The organism is Methylobacter sp. S3L5C, from assembly GCF_022788635.1.
Classification (GTDB): domain Bacteria; phylum Pseudomonadota; class Gammaproteobacteria; order Methylococcales; family Methylomonadaceae; genus Methylobacter_C.
Window position 1 is genome coordinate 695,132 of sequence record NZ_CP076024.1, and the last position, 13,039, is coordinate 708,170.

Genomic DNA, 13,039 nt, shown 5'->3' on the forward strand with positions numbered 1-13,039 from the left:
ATTGAATTAATTTTGGTATTTTTCCGGACTAACATCAATCATTGTCCCTATGAGGGAAATGTAACGGCTTGTAACTCATTATTTTTTAATTTAAGAGTAAATTGTGCTCTGGAACAGGCCATTTTTAGAGTAACGTTTTAATCACTACCCTCTCAACGTTCAAGATAAACTTCCAGGCGCCCCTCGCGCACCGCCTGTACCAACCCCTGATAATCCTGCTCATTCTGGTCGGCATAGCTTTCAGAAAAATCAGCCAGCGCCTCATCAAAATCTTCTTTCTTGCCCAGATAACCGGCAATTTTCGCAGCATCTCCCGAGCGGGCATGCGCACGCGCCAGTGCCCAACCGCAATATCCAGCGTACTGATTCATCACATCGGGTCCCATCAATTCGACTAGTGGCTTGATCTTCATATCCCGCATTTGCCGGATATAAAAGTGGTTGCCTTGATTAGTCTCAGCCCAGCCAAGAAAGATATCGCTCGCCGACTGCATCAATCGTTGCCCCATAGCCACGCGTTGACCATGATTCGGGTAAATGCTCCGTCCGGCATAAGGCTCAAGGACTGAAGCGTTTGCTTGCTTCACCTGTAGAAACAACGGATCGTCAGCCCCCCCCATCAGGAGCATAATAGCGCAGCGAGTGCCGACACTGCCGATCCCGACTACTTTCATAGCCATGTCCTTTAATTCATAACGATCCAGCAATAGCCGCCGATCCTCTGCCAGCGTAGCTCGGTAACCCTCAAAAGCTTCGCGTACACGGGCTTTCACCACTTCCTCTTCCTCGGCCTGGAGATGGAAGATCAGCGGTGGATTGTCACGGATGCGATGTACACCGCCCTCGAAAGTCACCAATTCGGGAAAATCCTCATCCAACACATCACGATCATGGGCTTTTGCAGCCCGTTTTTTAGCTCGTTCCTTAGTTGTATCATCCTTGATCTGCTCAACCATCTCGTCGGCATCAATACTGAAATACCAAACATCAAGCACCCCCATTCTGGAAAATTCGCGCATCCGCTCACGGTAACTGCGTACGCAACCCTGTGCCGCCACACGCGCTTCGCCGGCGGTAAAACCATTATGCCGCCCGGCAACCACAAAGCTGGCGGCAAGGCGTTTGATATCCCACTCCCAAGGTGCCGGCAGGGTTTCATCGAAATCGTTGATAGCGAAGATCAACCGCCGTTCCGGCGTTCCAAAAGCACCGAAATTAAGCAGATGACAATCGCCGCACGCTTGTACACGAATACCCGTGGATGGCAAGCCCGCAAGATCGGCCGCCATAATGGCCGCTGTTCCCCGGTAAAAAGCGAACGGCGATTGCATCATCCGGCCATAGCGGATAGGTAACAGTTCAGGTACACGACCGATGCTTGATTCAATCAGTTGCTCAACAGGATCGCGGCGATGAGCAGGAGCATGCCACTGCGTATGGCTTGCCAGCGGCACCGCAAGACGCATCGCCTTGCCTTCGTCCTTACGATCTGTTCGCGAGCGCCGATCTACCGTGATCGGCTGCGCAATCTTGATAGGGGCGCTGTCTTTATCAGCATGTTTTTTGAGAGCCTCTTTTTTCATTCTTATTTCCCCTCACTTCAAATTATTTTTGATTAAAGCCCTTAACAATATGAATTAAAATAGCACCTGATTAGCAAGCTATTTTCATAACTTGTAGAAGCGAATAAATTTGTCCCTATGGAGAAATAATTTTTCGCCACATCACAACAAAATTCCCAGCAAGCGTTTAATCATATCTTCCAGAGAAATCATTGTTAAGGCCAATGGCAACACGGGAGCCAAAGCTGCGATAACGGTTTGTAGCACTACCGTCTTACCGAACGGAAACGGTCGCATACTTTTAACGACTTCAAAACTACCGGCCAGGTCATTCAAGGACTGAATATCCCCGCTGCCGACTAATTGTTCATCCTGCGGTGCTCCACCGCGCAACCATTTTTGGTCAAATTCCTCAACGTAGCGGCTGGCCAGTGCCCCATACTCAAGTAACCCTTGCCGTTTGGTTTGCGCCAGAAGAGGAGCAAATACGCATAAGGGCCCCAGTACAAGTATCAGACAAAAAACGGTAAAGGCCACGATCTCCGGCTTAAAATTTAGCAGCGTATCGCTTTGATAGAAAATATGGTTGGCAATCTGGCCTGCAAGCAAGGTACCTTGTGACAGTAATAAAGGCATAAATGCAGCGGCGCTACCCCCAAGAAAACCAAGCCCTCCCGCGCAATCGGGATGAGTCGGCACAATATGCAAATCCAGACGGGAAACTTGCCATAGAAATCTCGCCCAAATAAAAATGCGAAAGTACCAGCGCAATAACAGAAACTGAAAAACCGGAATACTGACATAAGCATACCAATATCCAGATGGAGAAAATCGGTGCTGGCCATCCGCCCAAACCGCATACCAAGTAACCGCTGTCAGCGCCAGTTGACTTGACCATAAAAAGTGGCCCACCGTCAACACCAGAACAATCAGAAAAATCTCAATTACTATCGAATTACGTAAGAGCATCGCCGAATCAATAGCCGCTTCAAACTTCGGCCGGGTCTTTAGCGGAATAATTCCGCGCTCGATAAATTGTTGCACAATTAATCTGATGCGCTTGTGAACCAGGATTTCTGCCACCAACAGCAATGGTAAGGACACCAAAAAGCGAAGGTGTGCATCAATATCATAAAAGAAAGGGACTTTACTAGCACCACCAAGCAAGTCACCAGATAACACCGAGAGTAACAATAACGGCAACCAGGTAAATAGAGAAATAACGATCACTCTACGCTTGACCAAATTAAGCGTATCAGTAGTTAGCCTCGCACGGATAAAGAACTGAAACAGGGGGCCACCCAGAACCAAGGAAAAGTCATCAGGTTGTTTACTCTCGGATGAAGATTTCATAACGTTTTTAATACCCCCCTATTTTCACTTTACTTCTTTTACAAACTCGCAACGTTGCTTAATCAATGGTGATGCACCTGGATTACCGATACCTCTGGCAATCATGGCAATCACTCGATCATCCTGATCATAACCGACATGAGCTTGCATGGGATTGGCAAGATCAGCCATACCAAAAGCATCCATGACCTTGGCAATATTGATATTGACATTGGTGATCTTCGCACAAAGCCGGGAATCAATATATTTTTCAGAAAAACCGGGTGGTATGCCATAACTTAACAGGTCATTCGGATCGCTAAAGGCAACAATCTCGGTTTCTTTGAGCATGCGCTTTTTATAATTAGCGCCACCAGGATAGCAATAACTCGCCTCCTGTCCCGCCACTTCAGGAAGTTCACGGCCCAATTGCAACATCGGCAGCTGGTTGGACAGCATAAAAAAAGGAATATGCTTGCTTTGCAATGCGGCAATGGCTTTTGTAGAAAGGGTATATTGCTTGATTGAACCTAAATGTTTTTCTGGATTTGCCAGCAAAGAAGCAATACGCTGCATACCATCCATGACGATACGACTACCTAAACTATGAGAAATAATGACATAGTTATCGTTGGCAATACGGTCGGCATTGGAATCGTTCAACCCCAGGCAGGCATGTTTACCGCTGCTTGGAAGCTCTCCCCAATCTTGGGTCGCCATCCAACAGAATGACTGTGCGTATGCTGCCAGAATTGGCACTCGGCTTTGTCCCAGGTAAATAATAGGATCGGGGCCGGTATCGTTACTGAACTTTTTCAACATACCGTTAATTCTGGCTCTGCGAAAGTCGTATTCGCCTGACGTATCGAAGTTAAGCAATGCTTTTTCTTGCCGGGTAATTCCCGACCAGGTCAATTCGTAAAAGGTCAGTTCTTGGCCATTTTGCTCGTTGAGCAAATGGGTTACCCGTAAATTACCGAGATCCTTGTCCGGAAATAAAGGGGTATTTAGATCAATATTTTTCTGGCCTTCAGAGCGCACGTTCAGGTTTAACTCCTTGGCCAACTTCTCCAGAAACTGAGTGGTATAACCAGGCGTATGATCCCCTACCCCATGCACAAAAAGCACCTTGGTTTTACCTTGTTTTTTGGCCAAATCGGCGGTAATACCCGTAAAAGCTTGGCCCCACACCTGGCATTGCCGACTATCTTCATTTTCAGACTTTTCCAAAACGGCTTCGGCAGCCCCCTTACCAAGACTTGCGCAACCAGATAACAAGTGCCCGGTAGCAAGACATAAAAATAGCAATAGGGTTTTTACCGCGCAAATATTAGAATATTTATTCATTAATTTCTTCCTGTGCGTAGTGGAGAAGAACGTTATTAAATGCGTATTTTTCTGATTGCCATAGTGATGAACGGCTATTTACTAACAAATATAGCTCTATATTTGTCTTTCGTCCTGATTTTAGCTAAAAAAATATCACTGTGCTAGGTTCTGTTGACGTTTCACCAATCCGGTAGAATAAGTCGTTTTGAATGAAATGAAGCGGATAACATTAAGTGATGAAGAGTGGACTCGTATTTTGGCAAGCTTAAAAAAATTGCCTGGAGTTCATATCGGTTTACCCGATATTTGCAGGCAGTTTGTTAATGCCATTTTGTGGATATTACGTACGGGAGCACAGTGGCGTGTATTACCGTCAACGTATGGTAAATGGAATAGCATCTTCAAGCGTTTTTCACGTTGGTGTATCAATGGCATATGGGGTGAAATTCTCTGTCATCTTGCTGAAGACGCTGATTTACAAGATGTTTCCATGGATGGTTCAGTTATTAGAGCACATGCCTGCGCAGCTGGAGCGGCATATAGTTCTGCTGAGAATGAAGCACTTGGGCGCTCCAAAGGTGGATTTGGTTGTAAGATTCACGCGCTTTGTGATGGCTTGGGCATGCCCATCAAATTTATCCTGACAGGCGGGCAGGAGGCTGAATGCAAGCAAGCCATATCTTTATTGGAAAATGTTAATGCTTCAGCCGTTTTAGCAGACAAAGCCTACGACACGAACGAGTTGCGGGAGTGGTTAGCCAGTCGTGAAATAAAAGCGGTTATCCCACCTAAATCGAACCGAAAAGAAGATATTGAGTGCGATTATTGGCATTATAAGGAGCGGCATGCCATTGAATGTATGTTCGGTAAGCTCAAGCACTATCGCAGAATTGCTACACGATATGAGAAAAAAGCTATTAATTACATGGGGATGCTATCATTTTCCTCGGTGCTTTTATGGCTGAGGTGAAACGTCAACAGAACCTAGAAGCTTATTACTAACAGCCCGAATCCGTTGAGAAAAATCAGGCAACTGATCGGCCGTTTGAGCGACAGGGTTAATAAACGCTTGCCGCTGCAGTTGATCAAAAGGTAATTCAGTCGCCAGCATATTGGATTCATACAGATACTCAGGTAAATAACCACTCAACAAAATTTTCCAGGAAAAGGGCAGATGCTGTGGATTAATCCGCGTATTAAGCCAGATAACGGTAGTACAATTGTCTAATAAGGTGTTGTAAAACGCCGGTTTATCGTGCAGCTCATTGATCTTTTTAATGTATTCCAAAAATAAGCGACGTGCATTTTCTTTATGCGAGTTAATACGATAACGGTAGACCTTTTCGACAGGATTCTTACGATAATTAGTACGCAGGCGAATGACATCGCGTTCATCTGCCACAATATAGGTTAATTCATACTGCCGAAAAAATCCTTTGATCGTCGAATAGCCTTCATTCAACTCTTTACGAGCTTCTATTGAAACTGCTAGATAATCTTTATCACCAAAATTAAAACTAACAATGGTATGGGCAATAGCCGGGCCCATCCAATAAACAGCAAACAAATCACCGCCGTTGAGCTGGTTTAAATCATAGGTTTTGGTGTAATAAGCCGGTGAAAAATCAAACTCACTGCGATAATCCATATTACGGACATTATGCACCGTTACCTTATCACCATCAATAGTAGCAAAGGGAAGTTTGGCCAGATCCGGTTGCCATTGCCTTTCATTGGAAGGACTAACAGTAAACCACCAGCCACTCACAATCCCGATAAATAAAATTGAATAGGCTATCAATAAACGCTTGCGCCAACGTATAAAGCCTAAACCAATCAACGTTATCAAGCCAAACAAAGCAAATACTGCCGCGATCACTACTTGTATTTTACCGGTATGAGAATCACCAAAATAGAGTGCCAACACAGCCCAGATATTGGTACCTATAAGTAACAATACCAATAACGACCACTTAATAAAGCTCAACATAATAGCTCCGTTATTTTAACTATCAGTTTACTAAACGCGTAGTCAGAACGAAAGCCTCTTATTTTCTCGGAAAAATTTTCATTCATTCCCCAATACCACCATAAGTTTTGATGATGAAAAAATTCGCAGACAGGTGGCTCACTGAATAGCTTCTAAGGAAACCGGTCGGCTGAAATGTCAGGATACCAAGATGTTGCCTAGGGTATGAAAAAAGCCCCATGAGAAGATTAAGACTCACAGGGCTTTTGTGTATAGTGCGTAGAATGGAACTCACGAAACTTTTTCCATCCTGCCAAACTGACTATTTCGGTATCAAAGGAAGTTTAGAACCGATAACGACATCGCCAGCACCTTGTAAAAAGTTTTCAACTTGCAGGGCACGCGCCGCAATTGTTTTCGTGGTCGCTTTTGCTACTGCAGAGTAATACTTTGCGTCAAGTGCGACACGCTGTTTACGAAATTCAATCGTACGTTTTGCAAGGTCACCAGCTTTAGCATCTGTCAATTTATCAATGTTACTTAAATAGTCCGCAATGATCGCCAAACGTTTGTCGTTTAACGCCTTCAATTTGGCGTTAAAAACATAATACACATTCAAAAACTTCTTCTCTTGCGCCGCATCCAGGGCCAACGATTTCTTGACGAAGTCCTCTTTATCCATTTCCAGAGCAAAGCGAAACATGTCAAGTTCGTTACCATTAGGAGGTGTTGTCGTCTCTAATGACTTAACGGTAGAAGTGCTATCGACTTTTTCAGCGTAAGCAACGCCATTAATAGCAGAGAAACCAAAGCTTGATACAGCAAGAATAATCGCCAAATTTTTATATTTCATAAGTTACCCCTAAGTTTGTAAATTATTGTGAGACTAAATTATACCTTAAAAGAATCATTATGTGCGTTAGGAATTAATTAAATAAATTGCCCATATAATACTTTGGCGAAATACCGGATGCGCTTCAACAAAGCAACATTATCGATTCAACTGCCGGCTTAATCGTCACGGATTTTTCTTGCGCTGTTATCAAGCCAAGCAGGACTAATTGGACACTTTTTTTACTGACCAACACAAAGTAAAAAAATAGATCGAAAAGTATCGCACACATCGCCCAATCTAATATCATTTCTCGAAAGGAAAAACCCGCTTCCAGTCTTTTTTCATATCAACTACTGTCCAGCCTTTCTTCGTGGCTTCATCAAGTGCAGTATCAAGACGACCAAAGTCGGCATTACTGTCATAGGCATATTCACGTTCGGCATCGGTGTGATGAACAAGCAGTGCGAAATGCGGCGCATTAGTCGCTGCTGTCCACTGTAGCATTTGCAAATCACCATCGGAATTACCGAATGCAGCTATTGGCCTGCGCCCAATGAATTGTTGAATGCCCACTGGCTTACCTTCATTATCATCAATAAAATTAATTTCCGGCAGGCGCATCAATACCGGCTTACCATTAATCAGCTCATACTTATTTTTAACATTACTGCCGATAACCTGTTCAGGTGGAATACCATAAACTTTTTCTGTCCACGGACGCATAAATTCAACACCACCGCCAGAAACAATATAAGTCTTGAACCCATTAGCACGAAGGTAGCTAAGTAGCTCCAACATGGGTTGATAAACCAGTTCAGTATAAGGCCGTTTAAATTTAGGATGCTTTGACAGTGCCAGCCAGTATTTTGAAATCTGATTAAATTCTTCAACCGTCATACCGGTGTGTGTGGCCATTATCATTTCCACCAAGCCATGGTCTCCACTCGCCATGACGCCCTTCATATCGTTAGTCAGTACCGATTTAAAAGGCTCAGTAGTTTTCCACTCGGGGTGTTCTGGCGCTAGCGCCTGCACACGGTCGAGGGCAAAAGCCAGTTGGACATACATCGGCTGCTCGCACCACAAAGTTCCATCGTTATCAAAAGTCGCAATCCGTTCGGCGGGTGGCACAAAATCAGGGCCGCCTTTTTTAGTCACGCTTTTAACAAACTGCACAATGGCCGTTTTTGTTGCACCATTATTCCACGACGGCAGGAAGTCAACAGATCTGGCGTGAGCAACCACCGACAATGATAAAAATAAAAGCCACAGGATACTGCGGCAGTAATAAAATGTTAGACGTTTGTTGGTTAATTGATTCATATTGTTATGTTTTGTTTTTATTGTTTTTTATTTCTGATCAAATTTAGTTCATACGGTCGCAAAATATTGCGTAACGGGATACACCCAACTCCGTGGTCATACCAAACAGGGTTATCAGCCCAATGGCTATATCAACCAAACCCAAAGATGCTGCAATCAAGGCTAATGTTGTACCTGAATCAATCCCAAGGCTATTTGTTTACTGAACTCACTGAGTAATTTACTAAGTGCTTGAGCCACGCTGTTATAACTTGGATCATTCAAAAACTGTTTTATGTTGGCTTGACCATTACTGACTATGGTGTGGTTCTTTTCCTCCATGATTGCCCAATTTGCTTCAAGACTTACCGACTTGCCAAGTTGCGTATCGAAGCGACTAATATCGACAATAACTCGATAATCAACGTCACCGTAAATACTCCAGGGATAGGCCCTTACAATCGCATTGGGTTGCAGCATTGCCACGTTTTTGGTTAATACGGCAATGATATTGTCTTTTAACGGTGCCGCCCATAGGTCAAACTCAGCCATTTGTACACTGTTATTTTCGGCACGCGTAACAATCTGCCGACGATCAAGTAAAGCGGGTAGCGACAGAGGTCCTATACCAATCAATGGTTTTTTTGCGATAACGGCGCTACTGATGACAGGCCGCTGACTCTGGGCTTCAAGGGTATAAAAACGAGTAACAGGATCCCCTGCACAAGCCGTTAACAGGCTGCTAATGCATAGCATGATAAAACCGTTTGAATGTTTAATTAGCATGTTGACTACTTCTCTTTTTTACCACGAATTAAAGAATCAGGATGTTCTTCCAGATAATCGGTTAGTTGCCTAACCGAACTTGCCGTTTGAGTCAGTTCTTGCAGTAATTGGTTAAGTTCGTACTGCGTAGTAGAGCCTGGTTCTAATGTTGTTAACACTTTTTGCGCTGAATTCATGGCTTTATCGGCAGATTGCAGGGTTTTATCAGCACTGCCCAATGTGCCGTCAGCAGTGACTAAAGTTTTGGTTGCAGCCTTTGATGTGCTCTGTAAAGATGCCAGGGTTTTGTTGATTTCGGTAGTCATTGCTTCCAATGGCAGTTTGGAAATCTTATCCATAATAGCTTGTGCAGAATCAACAATATGACTCATTGAGTTTGGCGTCGTCGGAAATTCCTGATAGCCCGTGTCATTCTGATGAAACTCGACTTTACTTTGTGGAAATATATCTAAAGCAACAAACAGCTGCCCTGTCAGCAGACTACCTGTTTGTAGTTGTGCACGTAAACCTTTTTCAATAAGATGCACTATATTATCTTTAACCGTCATGTTGGCTTGTTTATTCATGACTATAATACGGTCAGGCTCTACTTCAACCACGACAGGAATAAGTATCTCGGCAGTTTTTCCATCTATTTCCAGGTTAATATCAGTGACTCTGCCAACCGGAATACCACGTAATAAAACGGGCGCACCAACAGTTAACCCGCGTACCGATTCACTAAAATACATAACAACTTTAACGGTTCTCTGATAAATCACTTGTGTGGATTGGTCATAATCGTCGAACAGTTGAAATGGCGTGTTTTCGGGCGCAATGTCCGCCGTTTTATCATCAGAGGAAGCACGAAAAGCAATGCCGCCACCCAATAACGCCGCTAAAGGCCCGGTCCGTAATTTAAAACCATCGGCACCCGCTGATAAATCAATGCCGCTATCTATCCAAAAGCGGGTATTTGTTCTTATAAATTGATCATAAGGCGCGTTAACAAAAACCGTTAATTTAATATTATCCGCATCTTTGGCTAAGGCATATTCGAGTACCTGCCCTACAGCGATACCATGAAAATTAATCTGTGTTCCAGGGCCCATCGAACCGAGATTAGTCGTCTCAAGTATAAATTTTTTGCCTTGCGCGTTTGTTTCCAATACCGGGGGCTTGTTAAGCCCCTTAAAATGACGCTCTTTTTCTCCTTCTTCGGGCTTAATGGCGATGTAAGCCCCAGACATCAGAGTGCCTAAACCGGATACCCCAGCTAAACCAATTTGTGGCTTTACTACCCAGAACTGCGTGTTGTTGGTTAAATACACACGGCTTTCTTTATCCATTTGTGCGGTGACTGAAATAGTTTTTAAATCTTTATTAATGACGATGTCGGAGACCTTACCAATTTCTACATCCAGATATTTTATTTTGGTTTTATCTATTTCCAAGCCATCCGCACTAAGAAAACTAATGGTAATTTCCGGCCCTTTTTCCGATACCGTTTTATAAATCAACCAAGCACTCACCAATAATGCACATATCGGTAATAACCAGATTAGCGGTAATTCCCGATTTTTATTGACAGCAGTATCTGTCGCTTCGTAAGGGGGTTCGATAAAATCATTCATAGGTTTTTCTGATTATCCCAAAGTAAGCGTGGATCAAAATTTTCGGCAGCGAACATCGTTAATATTACCACGGCAGCAAATGCAGTTGCCGCAGGACCTGCAATAATCTGTACTTCACCAAAATTAACTAAATCAACCAAAATGGAAATCATAAAAATATCCAGCATCGACCATCGTCCTACAAAAGCAATAATACGATACATCACCGTCCAGCGACGGGCATTGATTTGCCAGCGAAAATGCGTACAAAGCAACAATAAACCAATACCTATCAATTTTGATGAAGGTACGAGAATGCTCGCTACCAAAACCAGGAGACCGATGGGTATCATGCCACTATCGATTAATTCGACAATACCGCCGGCAATGGTATGTGGATCACCTGCACCAAATTGATTAACGGTCATAATGGGAAAAATATTGGCAGGAATATACAGTAAAAAACTACTGAACAACAAGGCGCTGGTACGTTGCAAACTATGCGGATGTCGTGCATGTAAATGACTATTACAGCGTGGACACGATAAAGAATGATTACCTGTTTTTACCAGAAAACCACAATCATCGCAGCGGATAAACCCTTGACTGAGCGCATTCGTTTTAGCTTGCATTGTTGTTTTCCTTACGTAATTGTTCAATACGTTGCCAGAATAACCTGTTATCCAGATTGCTGGTTAGCAAGGTTGTTATGATGATTAAGGCGATAAAAGCATAAAGACCCCAGCCGAATTTAAGTGGGGCAATCGCCATAAGCTTAACGCAGGCAACAATGATGCCCAGCATATAGACCTCAAGCATAATCCATTCATCCAAATGGTACATCCAGCGCATCCAGGTCACTAAATACCGATTGGAGCGCTTAAAATAAAGGTGCCCGCTAATCAATAAGGATAAGCTGATATGAACTAATGGAAACATAATGCTCGCCAAAAACACGACAATGGCCACTGGCCACATATTTTCATTAAATAAAGCAATAACCCCGGACAACAATGTTCCCGTATTGGCATCGCCCAAAACGGTTATACCCATCATTGGTAATAACACACTGGGGAAAAATAATATAAACCCCGTAATAGACAGAGCAAAAGTACGCTCAATACTTTGTTTACGGGGGCGTGACAGTAACAAGCCGCACCGTGGACAATGGGCTTTTTCGCCGATTTTTAACTGAGCAGGTTTGAGCAATAAATCACACTCGGGACAGGCGTCGTAGTTTGTGCTATTCATATCTTTGGTAAAAGAATACGACAAATTGCGTTTCTATGGAGATTTATAAAAGTGAGCATGATATGACAAACCGGGATAGAGGGATAGCATAAAAAACTAACCACACGAGCCATAAGCACTAGCAAAACAAACGCAGCATAGAGTACAAGCCTTTTGCACTCTATGAATGACGCTTTGTCTGGCTAAGGAGAACGAGAAAAATTACCCGTTTAAAGCAGCCTGAATTTTAGCTTCATCTTCATGGGAAAGAGACGTTTTCAGAATGGTTCCGCCAGTGCCTTTTAACTCTTCAAGGACTTTGTCGGGTGCGGCTGACGGGCTTCGCAGCAAAACGAACAGTGCCGAACTACCGGGTGTCAGCGTAGTACCAAGTTCCTTCATGAAATCATCATTGATTCCAACGTCAGTGAGAGCGCCTGAAACCGCACCCGCCGATGCACCGACGGCTAAACCCAGCAGTGGATTCAGGAAGATCAAACCAATCAGTGAGCCCCAAAAACCTCCCGTTATCGCACCAGCAGAAGTAAGATTAAAAGCCTGATGTAATTTGACTTTACCATTGTCATTTTTAACAACAACAACTGCATCTTCGAGATCCAGCAGATAATCACGTTGCAGTTTCCACAACTGAAGACGGACTTCTTCTGCTTTATGTATATTTTGATAACCGACGACTATTAATGTGTTCATGCTGTTTCCTTAAATTAATTAATTGTTCAGCTGCTATTGTGAACAGAGTGGAATACTTGCTGAAGGTTATAATAGCTTAAAAGAGGCTGTCTTCTTATACGATGACAGCCTTTATTTACCGTTTAAAAACGACCGATTAAAATTTTAACTTACTCTTCAACTTTGCCCAGAAAGATTCTTTTGGAGCCTTTTAACACTCTTCTATCACAACAGGAACCAGTGTTTTTGTATCAATAACTTCGACAATTACATTTTTGGCCTTGCCACCCTTGGTATGAGCGACAGCCGCGATAATGTACTGAGGTTTAATGATATCATCAATGCCAATAAATCCTCGCAGGTCACTTTGCCTAGCAGTTTCTTCACGGTATCTGCCTTGGAAGCATCAGCC

Annotated in this window: 12 protein-coding genes; 1 reads left to right on the top strand and 11 read right to left on the bottom strand. The window is 43.5% G+C overall.

Features of this window, described 5'->3' with window-relative positions; all coding sequences use genetic code 11:
- Positions 1-152: 152 nt before the first annotated feature.
- The 3 genes from KKZ03_RS03410 to KKZ03_RS03420 form a co-directional block, all read right to left on the bottom strand.
- Positions 153-1,583, bottom strand: coding sequence for a DUF2252 domain-containing protein (locus tag KKZ03_RS03410; protein ID WP_243220068.1), 1,431 nt, complete (start codon positions 1,581-1,583; stop codon positions 153-155).
- A 141-nt stretch (positions 1,584-1,724) separates the two neighbouring features.
- Positions 1,725-2,915 (bottom strand): hypothetical protein, encoded by a 1,191-nt coding sequence (locus tag KKZ03_RS03415; protein ID WP_243220070.1) that lies wholly within the window; start codon positions 2,913-2,915, stop codon positions 1,725-1,727.
- A gap of 24 nt (positions 2,916-2,939) precedes the next feature.
- Positions 2,940-4,241: a hypothetical protein gene (locus KKZ03_RS03420; RefSeq protein WP_243220071.1), complete on the bottom strand. Its 1,302-nt coding sequence runs from the start codon at positions 4,239-4,241 to the stop codon at positions 2,940-2,942.
- Positions 4,242-4,437: 196 nt separating this feature from the next.
- On the opposite strand from KKZ03_RS03420, the gene KKZ03_RS03425 reads away from it, so the two are divergent.
- Positions 4,438-5,193, top strand: a complete 756-nt coding sequence (locus KKZ03_RS03425; protein WP_243217187.1) for an IS5 family transposase — start codon at positions 4,438-4,440, stop codon at positions 5,191-5,193.
- On the opposite strand, the gene KKZ03_RS03430 is transcribed toward KKZ03_RS03425, so the two are convergent.
- From KKZ03_RS03430 to KKZ03_RS03465, 8 genes are all read right to left on the bottom strand, one after another.
- Positions 5,179-6,213 (bottom strand): DUF4105 domain-containing protein, encoded by a 1,035-nt coding sequence (locus KKZ03_RS03430; RefSeq protein ID WP_243220072.1) that lies wholly within the window; start codon positions 6,211-6,213, stop codon positions 5,179-5,181. The two genes, KKZ03_RS03425 and KKZ03_RS03430, sit on opposite strands and share 15 nt — an antisense overlap.
- 301 nt (positions 6,214-6,514) lie before the next feature.
- A complete protein-coding gene (locus KKZ03_RS03435) occupies positions 6,515-7,045 on the bottom strand; it encodes a hypothetical protein (RefSeq protein ID WP_243220073.1) in 531 nt (176 codons plus the stop codon).
- A gap of 285 nt (positions 7,046-7,330) precedes the next feature.
- The gene (locus tag KKZ03_RS03440) at positions 7,331-8,350 is read right to left on the bottom strand and encodes an HAD family phosphatase (protein WP_243220074.1); all 1,020 of its coding nucleotides are present in this window, start codon (positions 8,348-8,350) and stop codon (positions 7,331-7,333) included.
- Between the two features lie 162 nt (positions 8,351-8,512).
- Entirely contained in the window at positions 8,513-9,115 is a 603-nt protein-coding gene (locus KKZ03_RS03445; RefSeq protein ID WP_243220075.1) for a membrane integrity-associated transporter subunit PqiC, read from the bottom strand.
- Between the two features lie 5 nt (positions 9,116-9,120).
- On the bottom strand, positions 9,121-10,728 hold the full coding sequence (locus tag KKZ03_RS03450; protein WP_243220076.1) for an intermembrane transport protein PqiB: 1,608 nt from the start codon (positions 10,726-10,728) through the stop codon (positions 9,121-9,123).
- Positions 10,725-11,339, bottom strand: a complete 615-nt coding sequence (locus KKZ03_RS03455) for a paraquat-inducible protein A (protein ID WP_243220078.1) — start codon at positions 11,337-11,339, stop codon at positions 10,725-10,727. The genes KKZ03_RS03450 and KKZ03_RS03455 overlap by 4 nt, the downstream gene beginning before the upstream one ends.
- Positions 11,329-11,958 (bottom strand): paraquat-inducible protein A, encoded by a 630-nt coding sequence (locus KKZ03_RS03460; protein WP_243220079.1) that lies wholly within the window; start codon positions 11,956-11,958, stop codon positions 11,329-11,331. The genes KKZ03_RS03455 and KKZ03_RS03460 overlap by 11 nt, the downstream gene beginning before the upstream one ends.
- Before the next feature lie 201 nt (positions 11,959-12,159).
- Positions 12,160-12,648 (bottom strand): DUF1269 domain-containing protein, encoded by a 489-nt coding sequence (locus KKZ03_RS03465; RefSeq protein WP_243220081.1) that lies wholly within the window; start codon positions 12,646-12,648, stop codon positions 12,160-12,162.
- Between the last annotated feature and the right edge of the window lie 391 nt (positions 12,649-13,039).